Here is a 23,983-nt window from a genome sequence, read left to right as displayed (position 1 = left end):
AGTCCCGCGGGTTTCGCTTTGGGCCGGGTCTCCCCGGCGGTTCCGATTACTCGGACTTCTTCTCCGCGTCGGCCTCGGCCGGAGCCTCGACCGCATCCGCAGCGTCAGCCTCGGCAGCGGCGCCCTCTTCGGGCGACTCTGCGCCGGCCTCGTCGGCGGCGGACTCCTCTGCAGGAGCCTCCTCGACGGGAGCCTCGGCGACGGGAGCGGCCTCGGTCTTCGAGGCCGGAGCCGACTTCGACGACGCCGACTTCTTCACGACGGGCTCGAGCACCAGTTCGATGACGGCCATGGGAGCGTTGTCGCCCTTGCGGTTGCCGATCTTCGTGATGCGGGTGTAACCGCCGTCGCGCTCGGCGACGAGGGGCGCGATCTCCGCGAACAGCTCGTGGACGGCGTCCTTGTTGTTACGCAGGACCGTCAGCACGCGACGACGCGCGTGCAGGTCGCCGCGCTTCGCGAACGTGATGAGGCGCTCGGCGAGGGGACGCAGGCGCTTGGCCTTCGTCTCCGTCGTCGTGATCGACTTGTGCGTGTACAGCGCGGCAGCCAGGTTCGCCAGCATCAGGCGCTCGTGTGCGGGACCGCCTCCGAGGCGGGGACCCTTCGTGGGCTTAGGCATTCTCAGTTACTCCAGAGTTCTCAGGGGAAGGCCGGTCAGACGGTTTCTTCGTCGTAGCCGTTGTAGAAGTGGGCGCCGTCGAAACCGGGCACCGAATCCTTCAGCGACAGACCGAGCGAAGTGAGCTTGTCGCGCACCTCGTCGACCGACTTCTGACCGAAGTTGCGGATGTTCATCAGCTGGGTCTCGGAGAGGGCGACCAGCTCCGACACCGTGTTGATGCCCTCGCGCTTCAGGCAGTTGTACGAACGCACCGACAGATCGAGGTCCTCGATCGGCATCGACAGTTCGTTGGAGAGCACGGCCTCGACCGGCGCGGGGCCGATCTCGATGCCCTCGGCTTCGACGTTCAGCTCGCGAGCGAGACCGAACAGCTCGGTGAGCGTGCGACCGGCCGACGCGACCGCGTCACGCGGCGCGATGGACTGCTTCGACTCGACATCCAGGATGAGCTTGTCGAAGTCGGTACGCTCCCCGGCACGAGTCGCCTCGACGCGGTAGCTGACCTTGAGCACGGGCGAGTAGATCGAGTCGATCGGAACCTGACCGGCCTCGGCGTACTCGTTGCGGTTCTGCGTCGCCGAGACGTAGCCGCGGCCACGCTCGATCGTCAGCTCCAGCTCGAAGCGGGCCGTGTCGTTCAGGGTCGCGATGACGAGCTCGGGGTTGTGGACCTCGACGCCGGCCGGAGCCGAGATGTCGGCGGCCGTGACCTCGCCCGCACCCGTCTTGCGCAGGTACGCGGTGATGGGCTCGTCGCGCTCGCTCGAAACGACGAGCTGCTTGATGTTCAGGATGATCTCGGTGACATCTTCCTTGACACCCGGGATGGTGCTGAACTCGTGCAGCACGCCATCGAGGCGGATGCTGGTGACGGCGGCACCGGGGATGGAAGACAGGAGGCTGCGACGAAGCGCGTTGCCGATGGTGTAACCGAAGCCGGGCTCGAGCGGCTCGATGATGAAGCGGCTGCGGAACTCCCCGACCTTCTCCTCGGTCAGAGTGGGACGCTGTGCGATGAGCACGATGTGTTCCTTTCGGCTAAGTGCCCGCTATATGACACTTGCGTGGGTGAGGTGTTGAGTTTTTCACCGGCGGATGCGGACGCGCCGCTCCCCGGACATACGGGTCGCCGGGGTGCCCGAAGGCACCCCGGCTCGCAGCGTCAGACGCGGCGACGCTTCGGCGGACGGCAGCCGTTGTGCGCCTGCGGCGTCACATCCTGGATCGAACCGACCTCGAGGCCGGCAGCGGTCAGCGAACGGATCGCCGTCTCGCGTCCGGAACCCGGGCCCTTCACGAAGACGTCGACCTTCTTGACGCCGTGCTCGGCGGCCTGACGGGCAGCCGACTCGGCAGCCATACCGGCCGCGTACGGGGTCGACTTGCGCGAGCCCTTGAAGCCCACGCCGCCGGACGATGCCCAGCTGATGACCGCACCGGACGGGTCGGTGATCGAAACGATCGTGTTGTTGAACGTCGACTTGATGTGGGCCTGGCCCACAGCGATGTTCTTCTTCTCTTTGCGGCGGGGCTTGCGCGCCGCGGTCTTGGCCTGTGCCATGTGTCTGTTCTCCTAAACCTGGGGGCGGCGCGACCTAGCGCGCCTTCTTCTTGCCGGCGACGGTGCGCTTGGGACCCTTGCGCGTACGCGCGTTGGTCTTGGTGCGCTGGCCGCGCACAGGAAGGCCCCGGCGGTGGCGGATGCCCTCGTAGGAACCGATCTCGACCTTGCGACGGATGTCTGCAGCCACTTCGCGGCGCAGGTCACCCTCGACCTTGTAGTTGACTTCGATGTAGTCACGGAGCGCGACGAGCTGCTCGTCGGTCAGATCCTTGACGCGGATGCTCTCGTCGATCTCGGTGGACGCGAGGATTTCGACGGAACGGGTACGGCCGATGCCGTAGATGTACGTGAGTGCGATCACCACGCGCTTATCGCGCGGGATGTCGACGCCGGCAAGACGTGCCATGCGGCTCTCCTAGGAGTCGGTGGAGGTATGGAGCAGGATCTGTGCTCGGGCCTCCGACCCGAGGTGTTCCCCGCGCGGACGCGGGTTCATCGATCCTGCCGATGTGTGTTCAGTTGTGCAGTGGATGCGGCGACGCGCGCCGCATCCGTCATCAGCCCTGGCGCTGCTTGTGGCGCGGGTTGGACTTGCAGATGACCATGACGCGTCCGTGGCGACGGATCACCTTGCAGTGATCGCAGATCGGCTTGACGCTGGGGTTGACCTTCATGATGTTCCTGTTCGCTGTCTTCGTTCCCGCTGTGCGGGACGTTACTTCTCGACCGGTCTAGCGATAGCGATAGACGATGCGACCGCGGGTGAGGTCGTAGGGCGACAGCTCCACGACGACACGGTCTTCGGGGATGATGCGGATGTAGTTCTGCCGCATCTTTCCGGAGATCGTGGCGAGCACTTTGTGTCCGTTGCTGAGCTCGACGCGGAACATCGCGTTCGGCAGAGCCTCGGAGATCGTGCCCTCGATCTCGATGACACCGTCTTTCTTAGCCATAGCCTCGTTAATGCTTGTGCAGACCGATCGATCTGCGGTGGATGGGATTCGGCGTGACGACACGCCAACAAGGGCGCAAAGCGCCAAAGATCAACTATACGTGATAGTTTCCGGTCCCGCCACCCGAGGCCGCTGCCGCGTGGCGCGGCGGCCGACGAGCGGAACGGGATGAGCGGGACGGAACCCGGATCTCACGAGAGGCGGTCGACGATATCCGCCTGCGGGTCGTAGGTGACGGGCACGATGGTGCCGTTGACCACGAGCGTCGGCGTTCCCGTGGATCCCTCGGGCAGCTCGCGCGACTTGGCGAACTGGAGGTACTCGTGCGAGGTGATCGACTCTTCGAGCTCGGGCGTGACGTCGACACCCGCGTCACGGGCGATCTGCACGATCTGCTCGTCCGTCAGACCCGCGGAGTTCTCCGCCGGCTGGTTGGCGTAGAGCGCCTGCAGGAACGCGTAGGAGTTCGCGGGGTCGGCGACAGCGACGGAGTACATGGCGCTGGCCGCACGGCTCGAGTACTCCGTGCCCTGCGACAGCCGGTCGAGGATCGACACCGGGTACACGTTCAGGGTGACGTCGCCGGACGCGACGAGCTTCTGGATCTCGTCGCCCTCGGTCTGTTCGAACTGGTTGCAGTACGGGCACATGAAGTCGATGTAGGTGTCGACCGTGTCGGTGCCGGTACCGAAGGAGATCGCGCCGCTTGACTGGTCGACGTTCGACGCCTCGGGCACCTCTCCCGGCCCACTCGCAACGTTGTTCATGAACACCACGAGTGCGCCCACGGCCACGATCACAACGACCGCGGCCACACTGATCCAGATCGCGAACCAGTTCGTTTTGCCCTTTGCGGCTGCCATTGCGTAAGTCCTTACTCGAATTCGACGGGGCGCACACCGAACGGCTCGAGCCCTGCGGCTCCGCCGTCGGGAGCGGTGAGCACCCAGATGCCGCCATCATGCACGGCGACGCTATGTTCCCAGTGTGAGCCGGCCGAACCGTCGACCGTCGACACCGTCCAGTCGTCGTCTTCGACGAGTGTCTCTTCCGATCCGGCGACGACCATCGGCTCGATGGCCAGCACGAGTCCGGGCTGGATGCGGGGGCCTGGATCCGGAACCCGGTAGTTGAACACCGAGGGCGCCTCGTGCATCTTGCGTCCGATGCCGTGACCCACGTAATCGCGCAGGATGCCGTATCGGTGCCCCGCTCCGACGATGTGGTCCTCGATCGCGGCACTGATCTCGCCGATGTGCGCCGCGCGGGACATCGCCGCGATCCCCGCCCACATCGATCCCTCGGTGACGCGCGAGAGTTCCTCGCGTGCCGCGACGAGCTCGGGGCGCGCCTCGTCCGGGACGACGATCGTGATCGCCGAATCACCGTTCCATCCGCGGAACTGCGCCCCCGCGTCGATCGACACGATATCGCCCGCCTCGAGCACACGATCTCCCGGGATGCCATGCACGACCTGCTCGTTCACCGACACGCACGTCGTGTGCCGGTACCCGCGGACGAGCTGGAAGTTCGACTCCGCACCGCGGCCGGTGATGACCCGTGCGGCAGCGGCGTCGAGTTCTGCGGTCGTGACTCCCGGCGCCACGATCTCACGGACCGCCTGCAGCGCCTCCGCCGTGATCCGCCCGGGCTCGAGCATGGACCGCAGCTGAGCGGGTGTCTTGTAGATGGATCGACGCAGCACAGCTCAGGAAGCGGGGTTCAACCCGCGCGCGATCAGCGCGGTGAGGATGCGTTCGGTGATCTCGTCGAGCGTTCCGACGCCGTCGATCGAATCGACGAGCCCACGCTCGCGGTAGACGCCCAGGATGGGCGATGTCTCGCGCTCGTAGATCGAGAGCCGGTTCGCGATGACTTCTTCGGTGTCGTCGGTGCGGCCCTGCTCGGCCGCACGGAGCGACAGACGGGCGATGCTCTCGTCGCGCGGAACACTCAGCTCGATGACGGCTTCGAGGCTCTCGTCGCGGCTTTCCAGGAAGGCATCCAGATCGGCGACCTGGCCGAGGTTGCGCGGATACCCGTCGAGCAGGAATCCGGATGCGGCATCCGGCTGCGCGAGGCGGTCGCGAACGACGGCGCTCGTCAGCTCGTCGGGCACCAGGTTTCCGGCCGCGATGATCTGCTGCACCTGCCGGCCGAGCTCAGTGCCATCCGCGATGTTCGCGCGGAAGACGTCTCCGGTCGACACCGCGGGGATCTCGAAGGCGCGGGCGACCCGGCTTCCCTGGGTTCCTTTGCCCGAACCCTGGGGTCCGACGATCAACAGACGAGGCGTCGCACTCATCGCAGCAGCCCTTCGTAGTGGCGCTGCTGCAGCTGCGCGTCGATCTGCTTCACCGTCTCGAGTCCCACGCCGACCATGATCAGGATGGACGTGCCACCGAACGGGAAGTTCTGGTTCGCGCTGACGGTCGCCAGAGCGATGAGCGGGATGAGCGCGACCAGACCCAGATAGATGGAGCCCGGCAGCGTGATGCGGGTCAGCACGTAGTCGAGGTACTCCGCCGTGGGGCGGCCGGCGCGGATTCCCGGGATGAAGCCGCCGTACTTCTTCATGTTGTCGGCGACGTCGACCGGGTTGAAGGTGATCGCCACGTAGAAGTACGTGAAGCCGACGATGAGCAGGAAGTACAGCAACCAGTACAGCGGGTGGTCGCCGCGCGTCAGGTAGTTCTGGATCCACACGACCCAGCCCGGCAGTGCGCCGTCTTCACCGGGGGTCTGGTTGAACTGCGAGATCAGCGCGGGGATGTAGAGGAGCGACGAGGCGAAGATGACGGGCACGACGCCGGCCATGTTCACCTTGATCGGGATGTAGGTGTTCGTGCCGCCGTAGGTGCGACGCCCCACCATCCGCTTCGCATACTGCACCGGGATGCGTCTCTGCGATTGTTCGACGAACACCACCAGCGCGACGATCACGACGCCGATCGCGAGCACGAGGAGGAAGACCTCGAAGCCGCGGGACTGCCAGATCGACCACATCGCGGCGGGGAACGTCGCGGCGATCGAGGTGAAGATGAGGAGGGACATGCCGTTTCCGACGCCCTTCTCGGTCACGAGCTCGGCGAACCACATGATGAGGCCGGTGCCGGCGGTCAGCGTGATGATCATCAGCAGCTGCGCCCACCAGGCGTCGTTCGTGAGGAGCTGCTCGCACGCGGTCACACCGGTGTTGCCGAACAACTGGCCGCTGCGGGCGACCGTGACGAGGGTCGTCGACTGCAGCAGCGCCAGCGCGATCGTGAGGTAACGCGTGTACTGCGTCAGACGAGCCTGCCCGGCCTGTCCCTCCTTGTAGAGGGTCTCGAAGTGCGGGATGACCACACGCAGCAGCTGCACGATGATCGTCGCCGTGATGTAGGGCATGACGCCCAGCGCGAAGATCGACAGCTGCAGCAGGGCACCGCCGGAGAAGAGGTTGACCAGCGACAGCACACCCTGCGTGTTCGACGTGTCGGCAAGACACGACTGCACGTTGGAGAAGTCGACGAAAGGCGAGGGCACATGGGCACCGAGCCGGTAGAGCACGATGATGCCCAGGGTGAATGCGATCTTCCGACGCAGGTCAGGCGTACGGAACACGCGCGCGATAGCGCTGAACACGTGGATTCCTCCAGAAAGGGTTCCGGCGCGCGGTGCGCACACAGGTCACCAGGTTATCCCACGCAGAGGGGATCGACGGAGGGGACCTCGGAGAGGGGACGCAACAGGGGCCGGAAGCATGCTCCCGACCCCTGTACGCGGATTACTTGACGGTGCCGCCGGCGGCGACGATCTTCTGCTCCGCAGAACCCGAGACCTTGTCGACCTCGACGTTCAGCTTCACCGAGATGTCTCCGGTGCCGAGCACCTTGACCTTCTCGTTCTTGCGCACCGCACCCTTGGCGACCAGGTCGCTGACGGTGACAGCGCCACCGGACGGGTACAGCTCCGCGAGCTTCTCCAGGTTCACGACCTGGTACTCCACGCGGAACGGGTTCTTGAACCCGCGCAGCTTCGGGGTGCGCATGTGCAGAGGCATCTGCCCACCCTCGAAGCCGGGACGCACCTGGTAGCGGGCCTTCGAGCCCTTGGTGCCACGGCCTGCCGTCTTACCCTTCGAGCCCTCACCACGGCCGACACGGGTCTTCGCCGTGTTGGATCCGGGAACGGGACGCAGGTGGTGCACCTTCAGCACACCGGGACGCGACGCGGCGACGTCCTTCTTGGCGGCCGGGGCCGCCTCCTTCTTGGCGGCCGGCTTGCGCGCGGCGGTCTTCTTCGCGGGAGCCTTCTCGGCAGCCGCGGCCTCGACCTTGTCGTTCTCAGCCATCAGTCGATCTCCTCAACCTTTACGAGGTGGGCGACGGTCTTGACGTAACCGCGCGTCTGCGCGTCGTCGGGACGGACGACAGAATCGCCGATCCGCTTCAGACCGAGGCTGCGCAGCGTGTCACGCTGGTTCTGCTTCTCGCTCACCTTGGACTTGATCTGCGTCACCTTCAGACGCTCAGCCATCAGGAACCTACCTTCTGCGCCGCAGCGGCCTCGGCCTCAGCACGCACGAGGCGTGCCGGGGCGACCTGGTCGAAGTCGAGGCCACGACGGGCCGCGACGTGGCGGGGCTCTTCGAGCTGCTTCAGCGCGGCGACCGTCGCGTGCACGATGTTGATCGTGTTCGACGAACCCAGAGACTTCGACAGCACGTCGTGCACACCGGCGCACTCGAGGACGGCGCGGACGGGACCACCGGCGATCACACCGGTACCGGCAGCAGCCGGACGCAGCAGCACGACGCCGGCAGCGGCCTCACCCTGCACCGGGTGCGGGATGGACGAGCCGGTGCGCGGAACGCGGAAGAAGTTGCGCTTGGCCTCTTCGACACCCTTGGAGATTGCCAGGGGAACTTCGCGGGCCTTGCCGTAGCCGACGCCGACCACACCGTTGCCGTCGCCGACGACGACGAGAGCGGTGAAGCTGAAGCGACGACCACCCTTGACGACCTTCGAGACGCGGTTGATGGTCACGACGCGCTCGAGGAACTGGCTCTCCGAACGGTCACGCGAGTTGCGATCCTTGTTGGGGTTGCGCTCGCGACCGCCACGACGGGCTTCGCGGGGCTCACGCTGAGCCTCGGTGGCCCCGGTCGCCTCGGCGGCCGCAGCCGCCTCGGGTGCCTGAGCGGCATCGGTGGTCACTTCGGTCTCCTTGTTGTCACTCACAGGTTCAGCCCTCCTTCGCGGGCGCCCTCGGCGATCGCGGCGACGCGTCCGGCGTAGCGGTTACCGCCACGATCGAACACGACGTCGGACACACCAACGGCCTTCGCACGCTCTGCGACGAGTTCGCCGACCTTGCGCGCCTTGGCGGTCTTGTCGCCGTCGAATCCACGCAGATCCGTCTCGAGCGTCGAGGCGGAGGCCACGGTGCGGCCCAGGCTGTCGTCGACGACCTGCACGAACACGTGGCGGGCCGAGCGGGTCACGACGAGGCGCGGACGTTCGGGCGAGCCCACGATCTTCTTGCGAAGACGGAGGTGACGGCGCGTACGCGCGTCTGACTTCGAAGTCACGGCCATGGTTACTTACCAGCCTTTCCGGCCTTGCGCCGAACGATCTCGCCGGCGTAGCGCACACCCTTGCCCTTGTACGGCTCGGGCTTGCGGATCTTGCGGATGTTGGCAGCCGCCTCACCGACGGCCTGCTTGTCGATGCCGCTCACGGTGACCTTGTTGTTGCCTTCGACCGTGAACGTGATGCCCGCGGGGGGCTCGACGAGGACGGGGTGCGAGAAGCCGAGAGCGAACTCGACGGACGAGCCCTTCTGCGCGACGCGGTAACCCGTGCCGACGACCTCGAGGCCCTTGGTGTAGCCCTGGGTGACGCCGATGATGTTGTTGGCGATGAGCGTGCGGGTCAGGCCGTGAAGCGACCGGGACTCGCGCTCGTCGTCGGGGCGGGTGACGAGAACCTGGTTCTCCTCGACCTTGACCTCGATGGGAGACGCAGCGGTCAGCTGCAGCTCGCCCTTGGGGCCCTTGACGGTGACATCCTTACCGGCCACCGAAACGGTGACGTCGGCGGGGATGTCGATGGGAAGACGTCCGATACGAGACATTCAGCGTCACCACACGTAGGCGAGGACTTCCCCACCCACGCCCTTCGATTCGGCCTGACGGTCTGTGAGCAGACCGGAGGAGGTGGACAGGATGGCGACGCCGAGGCCGCCGAGGACCTTGGGGATCTCGGAGGACTTCGCGTACACGCGCAGTCCGGGCTTCGAGACGCGCTTGATGCCGGCGATCGACCGCTCGCGGTTCGGGCCGTACTTCAGCGTCAGGGTGAGCGTCTGTCCGACGCGGGCATCCTCGAGCTCCCAGCCGGAGATGTAGCCCTCCTGCTTGAGGATGTCGGCGATGTGGGTCTTGAGCTTGGAGCTCGGCAGCGACACGGAGTCGTGGTGCGCCGAGTTCGCGTTGCGCAGACGGGTCAGCAGGTCTGCGACCGGGTCTGTCATCGTCATGAGTGTGATTCCTTCGTTCACCAGGTTTCGACCGCCGTTACACGACGGCCGACCTGTGGTGGAAGTCGGCGGATGCCGACGTCGGGGTGTTACGCGCTTTCGGCCTGCTGGAACGGGAAGCCGAGGTGACGGAGCAGTGCCCGGCCCTCTGCATCCGTCTTCGCATCGGTGACGACGGTGATGTCGAAACCGCGAACGCGGTCGATCTTGTCCTGATCGATCTCGTGGAAGACCGACTGCTCCTGCAGACCGAACGTGTAGTTGCCGTTTCCGTCGAACTGCTTGTCCGAGAGACCGCGGAAGTCGCGGATACGGGGCAGAGCGAGGTTGACCAGACGGTCCAGGAACTCCCAGGCGCGGTCACCACGGAGGGTGACGTGCGCACCGATCGCCTGGCCCTCGCGCAGCTTGAACTGCGCGATGGACTTGCGGGCCTTGGTGACGATCGGCTTCTGGCCGGTGATCTTGGTGAGGTCGTCGACCGCACCATCGATCACCTTGCTGTCGCGAGCTGCCTCGCCGACACCGGTGTTCACCACGACCTTCACGAGACCGGGGATCTGGTTGACGTTCTTGTACCCGAACTCGTCCTGCAGCTTCTGCTGGATCTCGCTACGGTACTTCTGCTTCAGGCGGGGCTGGATCTTGCCAGCCACCGCGGCAGTGTCGGTGCTCATCAGAGGTCCTTGCCTGACTTCTTCGCGAAGCGCACGCGAACGGTGCGCTTCACGCCGTCCTTCGTCTGCTCCTCGACCCGGCGGCCGACACGGGTCGGCTTCTTGGTCGAGGGGTCGACGACGGCGACGTTGGAGATGTGGATGGGAGCTTCGAACGTCTCGATGCCACCCGTCTTGGTACCGCGCTGGGTCTGACCCACGCGGTTGTGCTTCGTGACGTAGTTCACGCCCTCGACGATGACGCGGTTCTGCTCGGCGAGGACCTCGAGGACCTTGCCCTGCTTCCCACGGTCTCCGCCGCGCTCGGGCTTGGCGCCCGTGATGACCTGAACCAGGTCACCCTTTTTGATCTTCGCCATGATCAGATGACCTCCGGGGCCAGCGAGACGATCTTCATGAACTTCTTGTCACGAAGCTCACGACCGACCGGTCCGAAGATGCGGGTGCCGCGAGGCTCCCCGTCGTTCTTCAGGATGACGGCGGCGTTCTCGTCGAACTTGATGTAGGACCCGTCGGGACGACGGGTCTGCTTGACGGTGCGGACGACGACAGCCTTGACCACATCGCCCTTCTTGACGTTTCCGCCCGGGATCGCGTCCTTGACGGTGGCGACGATGACGTCACCCACGCCCGCGTAACGCCGGTTGGAGCCGCCGAGCACACGGATGGTGAGCAGCTCCTTCGCACCGGTGTTGTCGGCGACCTTGAGGCGGGATTCGTTCTGAATCACTTGTTACTCCTTGGGTTCCAAGAAGCCCGAGGGCTTACTTGGCCTTCTCGAGGATCTCGACCAGGCGCCAGCGCTTGGTAGCGCTCAGCGGACGGGTCTCGTTGATGAGGACGAGGTCGCCGATGCCGGCCGAGTTGGTCTCGTCATGAGCCTTGACCTTCGACGTACGGCGGATGACCTTGCCGTACAGCGGGTGCTTCACGCGGTCTTCGACCTCGACGACGATGGTCTTGTCCATCTTGTCGCTGACGACGTAGCCGCGGCGGGCCTTGCGGTAACCGCGGGCGTTGACGTCACGGACGTCGCGCTCGGAGCTCTCGTGGCCGGTGGTCTGCTCTTCAACAGCAGCCTTCTTCGTGGTGGCCATTACTCAGCCCCTCCTTCGGCGACGGCCGAGGTGTCCTCGGTCTTCTTCGCCTTCGTCTTCTTCGCCTTCTCCGGCGCCGGTGCGGCGACGGGCGTGGCACGGATGCCCAGCTCGCGCTCCCGGATCACCGTGTACAGCCGCGCGATGTCGCGCTTGACGGCGCGGATGCGACCGTGGCTCTCGAGCTGGCCGGTGGCCGACTGGAAGCGCAGGTTGAACAGCTCTTCCTTGGCCTTGCGCAGCTCCTCGACGAGGCGCTGGTCTTCGAACGTGTCGAGCTCGCTCGGAGCGAGCTGCTTGGTGCCGATCGCCATTACGCGTCGCCCTCCTCGCGCTTGATGATGCGTGCCTTGAGAGGCAGCTTGTGAATGGCACGGGTCAGTGCCTCGCGAGCGAGTTCTTCGCTCACGCCGGCGACCTCGAAGAGGACGCGACCCGGCTTGACGTTCGCCACCCACCACTCGGGCGAACCCTTACCGGAACCCATGCGGGTTTCGGCCGGCTTCTTGGTCAGCGGGCGGTCGGGGTAGATGTTGATCCACACCTTTCCGCCACGCTTGATGTGACGCGTCATGGCGATACGAGCGGACTCGATCTGACGGTTGGTCACGTAGGCCGGGGTGAGCGCCTGGATGCCGTACTCGCCGAACGACACCGTGGTGCCGCCGGTAGCCTGCCCGGAACGACCCGGGTGGTGCTGCTTACGGAACTTGACCTTGCGGGGAATAAGCATCAGGCAGACGCTCCTTCTGCGACGGGGGCCTCGTTGCGAGGCGGACGACGACGGTCGCCACCACGGTCGTCACGACCGCGGGGAGCCTTCGGCGCGTTGGCCTGCTCGCGAGCGAGTTCCTTGTTGGTGAGATCGCCCTTGTAGATCCAGACCTTCACGCCGATGCGGCCGAAGGTGGTCTTGGCCTCGTAGAAGCCGTAGTCGATGTTCGCGCGCAGCGTGTGCAGCGGCACACGACCATCGCGGTAGAACTCCGACCGGCTCATCTCGGCGCCGCCGAGACGACCCGACACCTGGATCCGGATGCCCTTGGCACCGGCACGCTGAGCGCCCTGCAGACCCTTGCGCATCGCGCGGCGGAAGGCCACACGTGCGGAGAGCTGCTCGGCGATTCCCTGCGCGACGAGCTGGGCGTCGGCCTCGGGGTTCTTGACCTCGAGGATGTTCAGCTGGATCTGCTTGCTGGTGAGCTTCTCGAGGTCGCCGCGGATGCGCTCGGCCTCAGCTCCCCGGCGGCCGATCACGATGCCCGGGCGGGCGGTGTGAATGTCGACGCGAACGCGGTCACGCGTGCGCTCGATCTCGATGTTGCTGACGCCCGCGCGATCGAGGCTCGTCAGCAGCAGCTTCCGGATGCGGATGTCCTCGGCCACGTAGTCGGCGTAGCGCTGACCGGGCTTCGTCGAGTCCGAGAACCAACGCGACACGTGGTCGGTGGTGATACCGAGGCGGAAGCCGTACGGGTTTACTTTCTGTCCCATTACTTGCTCGCCTTCTTGGTCTGGGTCGAAGCAGCATCAGCGACCGCGGGCGTCGCGAGGACGACCGTGATGTGGCTGGTGCGCTTCTTGATCTGGAACGCGCGACCCTGCGCTCGCGGCCGGAACCGCTTGAGCGTCGTGCCCTCGTCGACGAACGCGTTTGTGATGAACAGGTCCTGCTCATCGAGGAACTCGTTGTCCTTGTCGGCCTTGACGCGCGCATTGGCGATCGCCGAGGCGACGAGCTTGTAGATCGGCTCGCTGGCACTCTGAGGTGCGAACTTCAGGATGGCGAGGGCCTCTTCGGCCTGCTTCCCCTTGATGAGCGCAACGACACGACGAGCCTTCTGAGGGGTCACGCGGATGTGTCGCACGCGTGCGATGGACTCCACCATTTCTTCTCCCTGTGCCCCCGCGTCAGCGGCGGCGGCCCTTCTTGTCGTCCTTCACGTGGCCGCGGAAGGTGCGGGTGGGCGAGAACTCGCCCAGCTTGTGGCCGACCATGGTCTCGGTCACGAACACAGGAATGTGCTTGCGTCCGTCGTGCACGGCGATCGTGTGACCCAGCATTGCCGGGACGATCATCGAGCGACGTGACCAGGTCTTGATGACGTTCTTGGAACCCGCCTCGTTCTGCGACACGACCTTGCGAAGCAGGTGCTCGTCGACGAAGGGGCCCTTCTTAAGACTGCGTGGCATCTTCTGTTCCTACCTACTTGCGCTTCTTGCTGGCGGTGCGACGGCGAACGATGTACTTGTCGCTTTCCTTGTTCGCGTGACGGGTACGGCCCTCAGGCTGTCCCCACGGGGTGACCGGGTGGCGTCCACCGCTGGTCTTACCCTCACCACCACCGTGCGGGTGGTCGACCGGGTTCATGGCGACACCACGGACGGTCGGGCGGATGCCCTTCCAACGGTTGCGGCCGGCCTTGCCCCAGTTGATGTTCGACTGCTCGGCGTTGCCCACCTCGCCGATGGTCGCGCGGCAGCGCGCATCGACGTTGCGGATCTCGCCCGAGGGCAGACGCAGCTGGGCGTAGGGGCCGTCCTTCGCGACGAGACGCACGGATGCGCCCGCCGAACGTGCCATCTTCGCTCCGCCGCCGGGACGCAGTTCGATCGCGTGGATCACGGTACCGGTGGGGATGTTGCGAAGCGGCAGGTTGTTGCCGGGCTTGATGTCGGCGGAAGGACCCGACTCGACGACGTCACCCTGCGACAGCTTGTTCGGCGCGATGATGTAGCGCTTCTCGCCGTCCGCGTAGTGCAGCAGCGCGATGCGCGCCGTGCGGTTGGGGTCGTACTCGATGTGGGCGACCTTCGCGTCGATGCCGTCCTTGTCGTTGCGACGGAAATCGATCACGCGGTACTGGCGCTTGTGTCCACCACCGATGTGACGGGTCGTGATGCGACCCTGGTTGTTACGTCCACCTGTCTTGGACAGGGGGCGAAGGAGGGACTTCTCGGGCGTCGATCGGGTGATCTCGGCGAAGTCCGCCACCGACGAGCCACGGCGACCCGGGGTCGTCGGCTTGTACTTGCGAATAGCCATAATCTGTGTCCTCTATCCCGACCGTCAGCCGACTGCCGTGAAGATGTCGATGGTGCCCGACTTCAGGGTGACGATGGCGCGCTTGGTGTCCTTGCGCTTGCCGATCCCGAAGCGGGTGCGACGGAGCTTGCCGACGCGGTTGATCGTGTTGACCGAGGCCACCTTGACGCCGAAGATCTTCTCGATGGCGAGCTTGATCTCGGTCTTGTTGGCGCGGGTGTCCACGTAGAACGTGTACTTGCCCTCGTCGATGAGACCGTAGCTCTTCTCCGAAACGACCGGCTTCAGAATGATCTCGCGCGGGTCCTTGTTCACGGCGGTCATGCCGAGACCTCCTCGGTGGACGACTTCGACGCGACGAACGCGTCGAGGGCGGCCTTGGTGAAGACGATGTCGTCGGAGACGAGCACGTCGTAGGCGTTCAGCTGGTCGAACGTCAGGACGTGAACGTACGCGAGGTTGCGAACGCTCTTGACCGTGATCTCGTCGTCACGCTCGATGACGACGAGGACGTTCTTCGTCGGAGCCAGGGTCGCCAGCACGGATGCGGCGGACTTGGTCGACGGGGCGCCCTCGATGCCGAAGCTGTCGACGACGTGCAGACGGGATCCGCGGGCGCGGTCGCTGAGCGCTCCGAGAAGGGCCGCGGCGACCATCTTCTTGGGGGTGCGCTGCGAGTAATTGCGCGGCTTCGGACCGTGGACGATGCCACCACCGGTCATGTGCGGGGCACGGATGGAACCCTGACGGGCGTTACCGGTGCCCTTCTGCTTGAACGGCTTGCGGCCGGCGCCGGAGACCTCGCCGCGACGCTTGGTCGAGTGCGTGCCCTGGCGTGCGGCGGCGAGCTGCGCCACGACGACCTGGTGGATGAGCGGGATGTTCGTCTTGACGTCGAACAGCTCGGCGGGGAGCTCGACCGAACCGGTCGTGCTGCCGCCGGAGGTGCGGACGTCGAGCGCGAGCGTGGAGTCAGCCATGCGTTCAGGCACCCTTCACTGCGTTGCGGACAAAGACGATGCGGCCACGAGCACCGGGGACGGCGCCCTTGACGAGCAGCAGGCCCTTCTCGGCGTCGACGGCGTGCACCGTGAGGTTGAGGACGGTCACGCGCTCGCCACCCATACGGCCGGCCATGCGCATGCCCTTGAAGACGCGGCTCGGGGTCGACGATGCGCCGATCGAACCGGGCTTGCGGTGGTTGCGGTGCGCACCGTGCGAGGCGCCCGTGCCCTTGAAGTTGTGACGCTTCATGACACCGGCGAAGCCCTTGCCCTTGCTGGTGCCGACGACGTCGACCAGCTGGCCGCCTTCGAACACACCGTCAACGGTGAGCTCCTGGCCGAGCGAGTAGTCCGCGGCGTTGGCCGTGCGGATCTCGGTGAGGTGGCGACGCGGCGTGACACCGGCGGCCTCGAAGTGACCCTCGAGGGGCTTCGTGACCTTGCGCGGGTCGATCTGGCCGGCGGCGATCTGAACGGCGTTGTAGCCGTCCTTCTCGGGGGTGCGGACCTGGGTGACCACGTTCGGGGTGATCTGGATCACGGTGACGGGAATGAGCTTTCCCTGCTCGTTCCACACCTGGGTCATGCCGAGCTTGGTGCCGAGCAGACCGTGGGAGACCTTGGAGTTGATGTCAGACATACCGGACCTCAGAGCTTGATCTCGATGTTGACGTCGGCCGGGAGGTCGAGACGCATCAGCGAGTCGACGGCCTTGGGCGTCGGGTCGATGATGTCGATGAGGCGCTTGTGGGTGCGCATCTCGAAGTGCTCGCGGCTGTCCTTGTACTTGTGGGGCGACCGGATGACGACGACGACGTTCTTCTCGGTCGGCAGGGGCACGGGGCCCACGACCGTCGCGCCGGCACGGGTCACGGTGTCGACGATCTTGCGCGCGGAGCTGTCGAGCCCGGCGTGATCGTACGACTTCAGGCGAATGCGGATCTTCTGTCCCGCCATTGTCTGCTCACTCTCTTTTCTCGCGTCATACCTCTGGGGCATCGGACGCACGGTGACGCTTACGCGCCGGGCACTTCTCCCGCTTTCACGGTGACCGCACCACTGTTCTGATGTCAGACCGGAGCCGGTGGCTCCGGTCCCGCCCTCGCACGCGTGGAAGCGCCCGTTTCCGGGATGCGAGGTGTGGGATGTGTTGTTCTGCTGTCCGCGGCCTAGGTTGTCGCGCTTTCGCGCCGCCTATGCACTGCCCTGACAGTGATCCGGGGCGTGAGCCGCCGGAATGTGGAACCTCAACAGTCTACGTGCCGCCCGGGCGTGTCGCAAACTCGGGCGTGTCTGTTACGGCGTGTCGCCGAGGCGGGAGCCGCTCCCTCGCACGCAAGAACCCCCGGACCTTTCGGTCCGGGGGTTCTCCGTGAAGCGAAGGTCAGACGGTCTCGCGCTGACGACGAACTGCGAAGACCGTGACGGCCAGGCCGCCGAGCAGCAGCACGCCGCCGCCGATCCAGACGCCCATGAGGGACGCGCTGTCGACACCGGTTGCCGGCAGGCCACCGGCTGCGCCAGCGACGATCGTCGCCTCGGCGACTCCGCCCGCTGCGCCCGTACCGACGAGCCGGTATGAGCCGGTCGCGTTGGTCGGAAGCGTGACGGCCACCGAAACAGCGCCCGACGCCGAAGAGACCTTGGCGATGGTCTTGGTGTTCACAGCGGTCTTCACGGCCGCGAGCGTTGCTCCGGCCGCGTTCTCGCCCGTGAGGACGAAGGTGACCGTGTCGTTCGGCGCGAAGCCGGTGAACGGAACCGTGACGGTGCCACCGGGGGCGACCGTCTGGTTCGCGCCACCGGGAGCGACCGGGGTGTAGGCGTTGGCCGCGGCAGGTGCCGCGATGATGGCGGCAGCGGCGATAACGACCGCTGCGAGCTTGGTGCGAAGGCTCTTCATGATGTGATCTCCGTGGGGTTTGAGGCGGCGCCTCACTCGCGTGAATGTGGCCGGAGGAACGAATAAGACCGAAAGTCTTGTCTGCCCCTCATGCGACAGTAACCGCTCACTCAGCCGATTCTCAAGTTGAGGGGGGTATCCGTGACGTTTCTTTACCTGGCCGTAACGTTGCCGTGGCGGCGGCGCGCCGCATCCGCGGGCTAAATCTCCACCGATGGCGACGTCGCGAACGACGACACCCCCCGGACCGTGAGGCCCGAGGGGTGTCGACTGACGCAGATATTACTTGGTGATCTTGGTCACCGTGCCGGCGCCGACGGTGCGGCCACCCTCACGGATCGCGAAGCCGAGGCCCTCTTCCATAGCGATCGGCTGGATCAGCTCGACGGCCATGTCGGTGGTGTCGCCGGGCATGACCATCTCGGTGCCCTCGGGCAGCGTGATGACGCCGGTGACGTCGGTGGTGCGGAAGTAGAACTGCGGACGGTAGTTCGTGAAGAACGGGTTGTGACGGCCGCCCTCTTCCTTGGACAGGATGTAGGCGGTGCCGTCGAAGCCGGTGTGCGGGGTGACCGAACCGGGCTTCACGACGACCTGGCCGCGCTCGACGTCGTCACGCTTGGTGCCGCGCAGGAGCAGACCACAGTTCTCGCCGGCCCAGGCCTCGTCGAGCTGCTTGTGGAACATCTCGATACCCGTGACGATGGTCTTCTGCGTCGGGCGGATGCCGACGATCTCGACCTCGGAGTTGATGGCCAGGGTGCCACGCTCGGCACGACCGGTGACGACGGTTCCACGACCGGTGATCGTGAAGACGTCCTCGACGGGCATGAGGAACGGCTTGTCCTTGTCACGCACCGGGTCGGGGATCGACTCGTCGACGGCTTCCATGAGCTCGACGATCTTCTCGACCCACTCGGCGTCGCCCTCGAGAGCCTTGAGGCCCGAGACGCGGACGACGGGGGCGTTGTCGCCGTCGAAGTCCTGGCTCGAGAGCAGCTCGCGAACCTCGAGCTCGACGAGCTCCAGGATCTCCTCGTCGTCGACCATGTCGCTCTTGTTGAGCGCCACGAGCAGGTACGGCACGCCGACCTGCTTCGCGAGCAGCACGTGCTCGCGGGTCTGAGCCATCGGGCCGTCGGTGGCGGCGACCACGAGGATCGCGCCGTCCATCTGAGCGGCACCGGTGATCATGTTCTTGATGTAGTCGGCGTGCCCGGGAGCATCGACGTGCGCGTAGTGGCGCTTGGGGGTCTCGTACTCGACGTGCGAGATGTTGATCGTGATACCGCGCTGACGCTCTTCAGGAGCGGAGTCGATAGACGCAAAGTCGCGCTGCACGTTGGTGGCCGACGGGTACTTGTCGGCGAGCACCTTCGAGATTGCTGCGGTGAGCGTGGTCTTGCCGTGGTCGACGTGACCGATCGTTCCGATGTTCACGTGCGGCTTGGTCCGCTCGAACTTGGCCTTAGCCACTGGGTCCTCCTCAGGACGGTTGTGCAGCGAATCCGGGCGCTGGTTTGCGACCGGCACGCTGCGGGGATGGTTCTCAGTTTAGTAGAGAGTGCGGTGTGAAGTTGTGAACCCGTCGAATGGCATCGATCGCCCTTCGCTGGGAACCAGGAGAACTCGGGATGCGGCGGCGGACCGCCGCATCCCGGGCGATTACTCGCCCTTGTTCTTCTGGACGATCTCGTCTGCCACGGCGCGGGGCACCTCGGCGTAGCTGTCGAACTCCATCGAGTAGACGGCGCGACCCGAGGTCTTCGAGCGCAGGTCACCGATGTAGCCGAACATCTCGGACAGCGGGACGTTGGCACGGACGACCTTGACGCCGGCCGCATCCTCCATCGACTGGATCTGTCCGCGACGCGAGTTCAGGTCGCCGATGACGTCGCCCATGTACTCCTCGGGAGTACGGACCTCGACCGACATGATCGGCTCGAGGATGACGGGGTTCGCCTTGCGGACCGCCTCCTTGAAGCCCATGGATCCGGCGATCTTGAACGCCATCTCGGAGGAGTCGACATCGTGCGATGCACCGTCGAGCAGGATCGCCTTGACGCCCACCATGGGGTAGCCGGCGAGCACGCCGACGTTCATTGCGTCCTGGAAGCCCTGGTCGGTGGGTCCGATGTACTCGCGCGGGATACGACCACCGGAGACCTTGTTCTCGAACTCGTAGGTCTTGTCGGCCGTGACCTCGAGCGGCTCGAGCGCGAACTGGATCTTCGCGAACTGACCCGAACCACCGGTCTGCTTCTTGTGCGTGTAGTCGTGACGCTCGACGGTCTTCTTGATCGTCTCGCGGTACGCGACCTGCGGCTTGCCGACGTTCGCCTCGACGCGGAATTCACGCTTCATGCGGTCGACGAGGATGTCGAGGTGAAGCTCGCCCATGCCCTTGATGACGGTCTGACCGGTGTCGGAGTTCTGCTCGACGCGGAACGTCGGGTCCTCCTCCGCGAGCTTCTGGATCGCGAGACCCAGCTTCTCCTGGTCAGCCTTGGTCTTGGGCTCGATCGCAACCTCGATGACCGGCTCGGGGAACGTCATCGACTCGAGCACGACCTGGTGCTGCGAGTCGGAGAGCGTGTCGCCCGTGGTCGTGTCCTTGAGGCCGATGACCGCGTAGATGTGACCGGCGGTGACCGAGTCGACCGGGTTCTCCTTGTTGGCGTACATCTGGAAGATCTTCCCGATGCGCTCCTTCTTGGACTTGGTCGAGTTGACGACCTGTCCGCCGGAGTCCAGGTGACCGGAGTACACGCGGATGTAGGTCAGACGACCGAAGAAGGGGTGCGTCACGATCTTGAACGCGAGCGCGGTGAAGGGCTCGTCACGGTCGGCGTGCCGCTCGATGACGATCTCTTCGTTCTTCGGGTCGTGCGCCTCGATCGCGGGCACGTCGAGCGGGGACGGGAGGTAGTCCACGACCGCGTCGAGCATCGGCTGAACGCCGCGGTTCTTGAACGCGGAGCCGCACAGCACGGGATAGATCTGCGAGGTGACGGTGAGCTTGCGGATGGCGCCCTTGATCTCGGCGACCGTGAGCTCCTCACCGCCGAAGTACTTCTCGAGAAGCGCGTCGTCGGTCTCGGCGACCGTCTCGAGCAGCTTCTGGCGGTACTCCGCAGCCTTGTCGGCGAGGTCGGCCGGGATCTCCTGGACGTCGTACTTGGCGCCCATGGTGACATCACCCTTGGCGTCGCCGGCCCAGACCAGTGCGCGCATCTCGACGAGGTCGATGACTCCGAGGAAGTCGTTCTCGGCGCCGATGGGCAGCTGGATGACGAGGGGCTTCGCCTTGAGCTTGTTGATGATCGTGTCGACCGTGAAGTAGAAGTCGGCGCCGAGCTTGTCCATCTTGTTGACGAAGCAGATGCGCGGGACGTTGTACTTGTCGGCCTGACGCCACACGGTCTCGGACTGGGGCTCGACGCCCTCCTTGCCGTCGAAGACGGCGACGGCACCGTCGAGGACGCGGAGCGAGCGCTCCACCTCGACCGTGAAGTCCACGTGACCGGGGGTGTCGATGATGTTGATCTGGTTCTTGTCCCAGAAGCACGTGACAGCAGCGGAGGTGATCGTGATGCCACGCTCCTGCTCCTGCTCCATCCAGTCGGTCGTCGAGGCGCCGTCGTGGGTCTCGCCGATCTTGTGGTTGGTTCCCGTGTAGTACAGGATGCGCTCGGTCGTCGTCGTCTTGCCGGCGTCGATGTGAGCCATGATGCCGATGTTGCGGACCTTGGTGAGGTCGGTGAGCACGTCTTGTGCCACGGGATGTCCTTACTTGTGGTGACGGATGTCGTGGGTGCGCCGGCCCCGGGACTCGCCCGGGGCCGGCGCGCCGCTGTTTACCAGCGGTAGTGCGCGAAGGCGCGGTTCGACTCGGCCATCTTGTGGGTGTCTTCGCGGCGCTTGACCGCGGCACCGAGGCCGTTCGATGCGTCGAGGATCTCGTTCTGCAGACGCTCGGTCATCGTCTTCTCACGACGACCCTTCGCGTAGCTCACGAGCCAGCGCAGTGCAAGGGTGTTCGCACGGTGCGGCTTGACCTCGACCGGAACCTGGTAGGTCGAGCCACCGACGCGGCGGCTCTTGACCTCGAGGGTCGGACGGACGTTGTCGAGCGCCTTCTTCAGCGTGGCGACAGCATCCTGGCTGTTCTTCGACTCGACGCCGCGGAGAGCGTCGTAGACGATCGATTCCGCGAGCGACTTCTTACCGTCGACGAGGATCTTGTTGACGAGCTGGGTGACGATGGGAGCACCGTACACCGGGTCGTTGACAACGGGGCGCTTCGGGGCGGGACCCTTACGAGGCATATTCCTTAACCCTTCTTCGCGCCGTAGCGGCTACGGGCCTGCTTGCGGTTCTTGACGGCCTGGGTGTCCAGGGCGCCGCGGACGATCTTGTAACGGACACCCGGAAGGTCCTTCACACGACCGCCGCGCACGAGCACGAGGGAGTGCTCCTGCAGGTTGTGGCCCTCACCGGGGATGTAGGCGGTGACCTCGGTGCCGTTGCGCAGCTTCACGCGGGCGACCTTGCGCATCGCCGAGTTCGGCTTCTTGGGCGTGGTCGTGTACACGCGAGTGCAGACGCCGGCCTGCTGCGGGTTCGACTTGAGGGCGGGCGCCTTGGTCTTGGTGACCTTCGGCGAGCGGCCCTTGCGAACCAACTGCTGAATGGTTGGCACGTTCTCTCCTTGATTGTGCTGCACGGTGACAGCGTCGTGGTCTCCCCCGGCCGTGACGGATCTTTGCGTTCCGTGTCGGGTCGGGCTCACGCGGACCCACCCAGGCGGCAGAATGACTGACGCGAGTGAATGGTGGGTATGCCGTGGGGGTGTCCTGTTCGCAGGACATTCCCTGAGATGGCGGCCCCGACGCTCCTGCAGCACACCGAGGCACGACGCAGGGCGCGCAAGAGCGCACACCCTACCAATGATACGCGCCCGGACCGGAGCCGGTCAAACGCGTGTCGGGTTCACGCGTCCGTTCGCGCCAGGCGTAGCTCCGCATCCCCCAGCAGGAAGCGTTCGAGCACCTCGTGGTCGGCTCCCGGGTCGACCTCGATCTCGGTCTCGCCGTCGATCACGACGACCCCGTTCGTCGATCCGAGGTCGGAGAGCATCCAGGCATCCGCGCGCCGACGCAGCAGCGCGTGCGTCTTCGAGACGGTCCGGGTGTCATCGACGACCAGCACGAGCTGCGCTCCCGGTGCGGAATGCACCGGCACGGGCCGGCGTCCGAGCACGACGGTGTCACCCGCGATGTCGACCGAGCTGCCGTCAGGCAGCGTGAGTGCCCACTTCGGCCGGCGGCGCGAGGCGATCACCGTGTCTTCGACGAAGTCACCGACACCCGGGCGGGCCGCCGAGACGGATGCGGTCGCCGACCGCGGGGGTCCGGCGATCGGCGACCCGACCACCGCGGACACCTCCCCCGATGCCTCCGGGAACGCATCCGACTCGGGAAGGAACGAGTCACGCATCACGCGCGGGCTCGTCGGCGGGGCGAAGACGTCGGCGATCGACGAGGCCGGAGCCGGAGCGTCGGACGGCTCGGGCGGTTCCGGGGGCGCGATCGGCGGTGCCGGGATCGGCTCCACCGCGGCCGGAGCCGGCGGGACGACCGGGGCGGGCGGGACGACCGGAGCCGGCTCGACCGGGGCCGACGACACGGGGCGCGCCCAGTCGGGCAGATCGACGGCGGATGCGTCGTCGTCCCGGGCACCCGCAGCATCCGCGTCGTCGCTCTCCTCGACGATCGCGGGCTGCCACCACGACATCACGGCGGGCGCGGCCGGGGTGGCCGCCGGCTCGGGCCGGACGGTCTCCTCGGTCGACGGCAGAACGGGCTCGGAGACGGGGAGCGCGGGAGCGGCGGGGGTCGCGTACGGATCAACCGGCGGAGCCGTGGGGGTCACCGGCGGGGCGGCATACGCATCCGGAGCCGAGGACGCGGCCGGCGCCCGATACGGCTCGCCCCAGGCGGGCGCGGGGGCGACCGCGGGCGCGACGGGCGCGGCCGGCGGAAGCGCGGGAGCCGCAGCCTCCTGGCCGGGAGCCGGAGGTGCCGGCGGGATCCACGCCGAGGGCGACGGCACCGAGCGGCGGCCGGAGAGTTCATCCCCCTGCGCGTATGCACGGTCGTAGCGATCGTCGTACTGCCCGCCCTGATCCGCGGCCGACGTGCGCGCGGGGATCGGATGCACCGGGCGTGCGGCGCCGAAGCCGAGCACGCTCGCCCACACGGGGAAAAGGAGCGCGGCGAGCACCGTCATGCCGGGCCCGTAGCCGAAGACCACGTTCACGCGGTGCGCGGCCGTCACGACCGCGACGAAGACGAAGATGCCGCCGAAGACGGGGATCAGCAGCAGGAGGACGAGCCATCCGGACAAACCGCCGAGCCCGAGCAGCACCGCGTAGTTGTAGAACGGCACCCAGGCCTTCCACCGCTCGACGCCGAGCTTCGCGAAGACCGCTCCGAGGGCGAGAGCCGTCCACACGTAGACCAACAGACCGAGCGCGCTCGAGATCAAGGTGGTCAGCAGGAGCCAGCTGGCGTATGTGTCTGTCATG

Annotated in this window: 36 protein-coding genes; all 36 read right to left on the bottom strand. The window is 66.0% G+C overall.

Annotation, left to right across the window (positions count from 1 at the left end; translation table 11 throughout):
- Window positions 1–46: 46 nt before the first annotated feature.
- Window positions 47–622: a 50S ribosomal protein L17 gene (gene rplQ, locus LQ938_RS02350; protein ID WP_223722454.1), complete on the bottom strand. Its 576-nt coding sequence runs from the start codon at window positions 620–622 to the stop codon at window positions 47–49.
- A 35-nt stretch (window positions 623–657) separates the two neighbouring features.
- On the bottom strand, window positions 658–1,647 hold the full coding sequence (locus tag LQ938_RS02345) for a DNA-directed RNA polymerase subunit alpha (RefSeq protein WP_223722453.1): 990 nt from the start codon (window positions 1,645–1,647) through the stop codon (window positions 658–660).
- A 140-nt stretch (window positions 1,648–1,787) separates the two neighbouring features.
- Entirely contained in the window at window positions 1,788–2,186 is a 399-nt protein-coding gene (gene rpsK / locus LQ938_RS02340; protein ID WP_223722452.1) for a 30S ribosomal protein S11, read from the bottom strand.
- A gap of 34 nt (window positions 2,187–2,220) precedes the next feature.
- Window positions 2,221–2,595: a 30S ribosomal protein S13 gene (gene rpsM / locus LQ938_RS02335; protein ID WP_223722451.1), complete on the bottom strand. Its 375-nt coding sequence runs from the start codon at window positions 2,593–2,595 to the stop codon at window positions 2,221–2,223.
- A 151-nt stretch (window positions 2,596–2,746) separates the two neighbouring features.
- A complete protein-coding gene (rpmJ, locus tag LQ938_RS02330; protein ID WP_005050492.1) occupies window positions 2,747–2,863 on the bottom strand; it encodes a 50S ribosomal protein L36 in 117 nt (38 codons plus the stop codon).
- A gap of 57 nt (window positions 2,864–2,920) precedes the next feature.
- Window positions 2,921–3,142, bottom strand: a complete 222-nt coding sequence (gene infA / locus LQ938_RS02325; protein ID WP_047544504.1) for a translation initiation factor IF-1 — start codon at window positions 3,140–3,142, stop codon at window positions 2,921–2,923.
- A 191-nt stretch (window positions 3,143–3,333) separates the two neighbouring features.
- Window positions 3,334–4,005: a DsbA family protein gene (locus LQ938_RS02320; RefSeq protein WP_223722450.1), complete on the bottom strand. Its 672-nt coding sequence runs from the start codon at window positions 4,003–4,005 to the stop codon at window positions 3,334–3,336.
- Window positions 4,006–4,016: 11 nt separating this feature from the next.
- Window positions 4,017–4,802, bottom strand: coding sequence for a type I methionyl aminopeptidase (gene map, locus LQ938_RS02315; protein ID WP_231341348.1), 786 nt, complete (start codon window positions 4,800–4,802; stop codon window positions 4,017–4,019).
- Window positions 4,803–4,850: 48 nt separating this feature from the next.
- Window positions 4,851–5,447, bottom strand: coding sequence for an adenylate kinase (locus LQ938_RS02310; RefSeq protein WP_223722448.1), 597 nt, complete (start codon window positions 5,445–5,447; stop codon window positions 4,851–4,853).
- A complete protein-coding gene (gene secY / locus LQ938_RS02305; protein WP_223722447.1) occupies window positions 5,444–6,769 on the bottom strand; it encodes a preprotein translocase subunit SecY in 1,326 nt (441 codons plus the stop codon). Before secY ends, LQ938_RS02310 begins: the two co-directional genes overlap by 4 nt.
- A gap of 142 nt (window positions 6,770–6,911) precedes the next feature.
- Entirely contained in the window at window positions 6,912–7,478 is a 567-nt protein-coding gene (rplO, locus tag LQ938_RS02300; RefSeq protein ID WP_223722446.1) for a 50S ribosomal protein L15, read from the bottom strand.
- Window positions 7,478–7,663, bottom strand: coding sequence for a 50S ribosomal protein L30 (rpmD, locus tag LQ938_RS02295; protein WP_013583998.1), 186 nt, complete (start codon window positions 7,661–7,663; stop codon window positions 7,478–7,480). Before rpmD ends, rplO begins: the two co-directional genes overlap by 1 nt.
- Window positions 7,663–8,367, bottom strand: coding sequence for a 30S ribosomal protein S5 (rpsE, locus tag LQ938_RS02290; protein ID WP_223722445.1), 705 nt, complete (start codon window positions 8,365–8,367; stop codon window positions 7,663–7,665). The genes rpmD and rpsE overlap by 1 nt, the downstream gene beginning before the upstream one ends.
- Window positions 8,364–8,723 (bottom strand): 50S ribosomal protein L18, encoded by a 360-nt coding sequence (rplR, locus tag LQ938_RS02285; protein WP_223722444.1) that lies wholly within the window; start codon window positions 8,721–8,723, stop codon window positions 8,364–8,366. Before rplR ends, rpsE begins: the two co-directional genes overlap by 4 nt.
- A gap of 2 nt (window positions 8,724–8,725) precedes the next feature.
- A complete protein-coding gene (gene rplF, locus LQ938_RS02280) occupies window positions 8,726–9,262 on the bottom strand; it encodes a 50S ribosomal protein L6 (RefSeq protein WP_223722443.1) in 537 nt (178 codons plus the stop codon).
- A gap of 6 nt (window positions 9,263–9,268) precedes the next feature.
- The gene (rpsH, locus tag LQ938_RS02275; protein ID WP_223722442.1) at window positions 9,269–9,667 is read right to left on the bottom strand and encodes a 30S ribosomal protein S8; all 399 of its coding nucleotides are present in this window, start codon (window positions 9,665–9,667) and stop codon (window positions 9,269–9,271) included.
- A gap of 89 nt (window positions 9,668–9,756) precedes the next feature.
- Window positions 9,757–10,344, bottom strand: a complete 588-nt coding sequence (gene rplE / locus LQ938_RS02270; protein WP_223722441.1) for a 50S ribosomal protein L5 — start codon at window positions 10,342–10,344, stop codon at window positions 9,757–9,759.
- Complete coding sequence (gene rplX, locus LQ938_RS02265; protein ID WP_150893229.1) at window positions 10,344–10,703, bottom strand: 50S ribosomal protein L24; 360 nt, start codon at window positions 10,701–10,703, stop codon at window positions 10,344–10,346. Before rplX ends, rplE begins: the two co-directional genes overlap by 1 nt.
- Window positions 10,704–10,705: 2 nt before the next feature.
- Window positions 10,706–11,074 (bottom strand): 50S ribosomal protein L14, encoded by a 369-nt coding sequence (gene rplN, locus LQ938_RS02260; RefSeq protein ID WP_047544493.1) that lies wholly within the window; start codon window positions 11,072–11,074, stop codon window positions 10,706–10,708.
- Window positions 11,075–11,108: 34 nt separating this feature from the next.
- Window positions 11,109–11,441 (bottom strand): 30S ribosomal protein S17, encoded by a 333-nt coding sequence (gene rpsQ, locus LQ938_RS02255; RefSeq protein ID WP_223722440.1) that lies wholly within the window; start codon window positions 11,439–11,441, stop codon window positions 11,109–11,111.
- Window positions 11,441–11,755, bottom strand: coding sequence for a 50S ribosomal protein L29 (rpmC, locus tag LQ938_RS15415; protein WP_269216563.1), 315 nt, complete (start codon window positions 11,753–11,755; stop codon window positions 11,441–11,443). The genes rpsQ and rpmC overlap by 1 nt, the downstream gene beginning before the upstream one ends.
- Window positions 11,755–12,174: a 50S ribosomal protein L16 gene (gene rplP / locus LQ938_RS02245; RefSeq protein ID WP_223722439.1), complete on the bottom strand. Its 420-nt coding sequence runs from the start codon at window positions 12,172–12,174 to the stop codon at window positions 11,755–11,757. The genes rpmC and rplP overlap by 1 nt, the downstream gene beginning before the upstream one ends.
- Entirely contained in the window at window positions 12,174–12,935 is a 762-nt protein-coding gene (rpsC, locus tag LQ938_RS02240) for a 30S ribosomal protein S3 (RefSeq protein WP_223722438.1), read from the bottom strand. The genes rplP and rpsC overlap by 1 nt, the downstream gene beginning before the upstream one ends.
- Window positions 12,935–13,330 carry a 50S ribosomal protein L22 gene (rplV, locus tag LQ938_RS02235; protein ID WP_223722437.1) on the bottom strand — a complete coding sequence of 132 codons (396 nt, stop codon included), beginning with the start codon at window positions 13,328–13,330 and terminating at the stop codon, window positions 12,935–12,937. Before rplV ends, rpsC begins: the two co-directional genes overlap by 1 nt.
- 22 nt (window positions 13,331–13,352) lie before the next feature.
- Window positions 13,353–13,634: a 30S ribosomal protein S19 gene (rpsS, locus tag LQ938_RS02230; protein ID WP_223722436.1), complete on the bottom strand. Its 282-nt coding sequence runs from the start codon at window positions 13,632–13,634 to the stop codon at window positions 13,353–13,355.
- A 13-nt stretch (window positions 13,635–13,647) separates the two neighbouring features.
- A complete protein-coding gene (gene rplB, locus LQ938_RS02225) occupies window positions 13,648–14,487 on the bottom strand; it encodes a 50S ribosomal protein L2 (protein WP_223722435.1) in 840 nt (279 codons plus the stop codon).
- Between the two features lie 24 nt (window positions 14,488–14,511).
- Entirely contained in the window at window positions 14,512–14,811 is a 300-nt protein-coding gene (gene rplW / locus LQ938_RS02220; RefSeq protein ID WP_223722434.1) for a 50S ribosomal protein L23, read from the bottom strand.
- On the bottom strand, window positions 14,808–15,467 hold the full coding sequence (gene rplD, locus LQ938_RS02215) for a 50S ribosomal protein L4 (protein ID WP_223722433.1): 660 nt from the start codon (window positions 15,465–15,467) through the stop codon (window positions 14,808–14,810). Before rplD ends, rplW begins: the two co-directional genes overlap by 4 nt.
- A 4-nt stretch (window positions 15,468–15,471) precedes the next feature.
- Window positions 15,472–16,131 (bottom strand): 50S ribosomal protein L3, encoded by a 660-nt coding sequence (gene rplC, locus LQ938_RS02210; protein WP_223722432.1) that lies wholly within the window; start codon window positions 16,129–16,131, stop codon window positions 15,472–15,474.
- An 8-nt stretch (window positions 16,132–16,139) separates the two neighbouring features.
- Window positions 16,140–16,448 carry a 30S ribosomal protein S10 gene (rpsJ, locus tag LQ938_RS02205; protein ID WP_045246810.1) on the bottom strand — a complete coding sequence of 103 codons (309 nt, stop codon included), beginning with the start codon at window positions 16,446–16,448 and terminating at the stop codon, window positions 16,140–16,142.
- Window positions 16,449–16,875: 427 nt separating this feature from the next.
- The gene (locus tag LQ938_RS02200) at window positions 16,876–17,394 is read right to left on the bottom strand and encodes an LPXTG cell wall anchor domain-containing protein (RefSeq protein WP_223722431.1); all 519 of its coding nucleotides are present in this window, start codon (window positions 17,392–17,394) and stop codon (window positions 16,876–16,878) included.
- 282 nt (window positions 17,395–17,676) lie between these two features.
- On the bottom strand, window positions 17,677–18,870 hold the full coding sequence (tuf, locus tag LQ938_RS02195; RefSeq protein ID WP_223722430.1) for an elongation factor Tu: 1,194 nt from the start codon (window positions 18,868–18,870) through the stop codon (window positions 17,677–17,679).
- 189 nt (window positions 18,871–19,059) lie between these two features.
- Window positions 19,060–21,174 carry an elongation factor G gene (gene fusA, locus LQ938_RS02190; protein ID WP_269216562.1) on the bottom strand — a complete coding sequence of 705 codons (2,115 nt, stop codon included), beginning with the start codon at window positions 21,172–21,174 and terminating at the stop codon, window positions 19,060–19,062.
- A gap of 77 nt (window positions 21,175–21,251) precedes the next feature.
- The gene (gene rpsG / locus LQ938_RS02185; RefSeq protein WP_047544478.1) at window positions 21,252–21,722 is read right to left on the bottom strand and encodes a 30S ribosomal protein S7; all 471 of its coding nucleotides are present in this window, start codon (window positions 21,720–21,722) and stop codon (window positions 21,252–21,254) included.
- Between the two features lie 5 nt (window positions 21,723–21,727).
- Window positions 21,728–22,096, bottom strand: coding sequence for a 30S ribosomal protein S12 (gene rpsL / locus LQ938_RS02180; RefSeq protein WP_017201609.1), 369 nt, complete (start codon window positions 22,094–22,096; stop codon window positions 21,728–21,730).
- A 290-nt stretch (window positions 22,097–22,386) separates the two neighbouring features.
- On the bottom strand, window positions 22,387–23,982 hold the full coding sequence (locus LQ938_RS02175; RefSeq protein WP_223722429.1) for a DUF5684 domain-containing protein: 1,596 nt from the start codon (window positions 23,980–23,982) through the stop codon (window positions 22,387–22,389).
- Window position 23,983: the final 1 nt, after the last annotated feature.

The organism is Microbacterium sp. cx-55 (assembly GCF_021117345.1).
Classification (GTDB): domain Bacteria; phylum Actinomycetota; class Actinomycetes; order Actinomycetales; family Microbacteriaceae; genus Microbacterium.
This window is presented reverse-complemented; position numbering and strand designations above follow the sequence as displayed.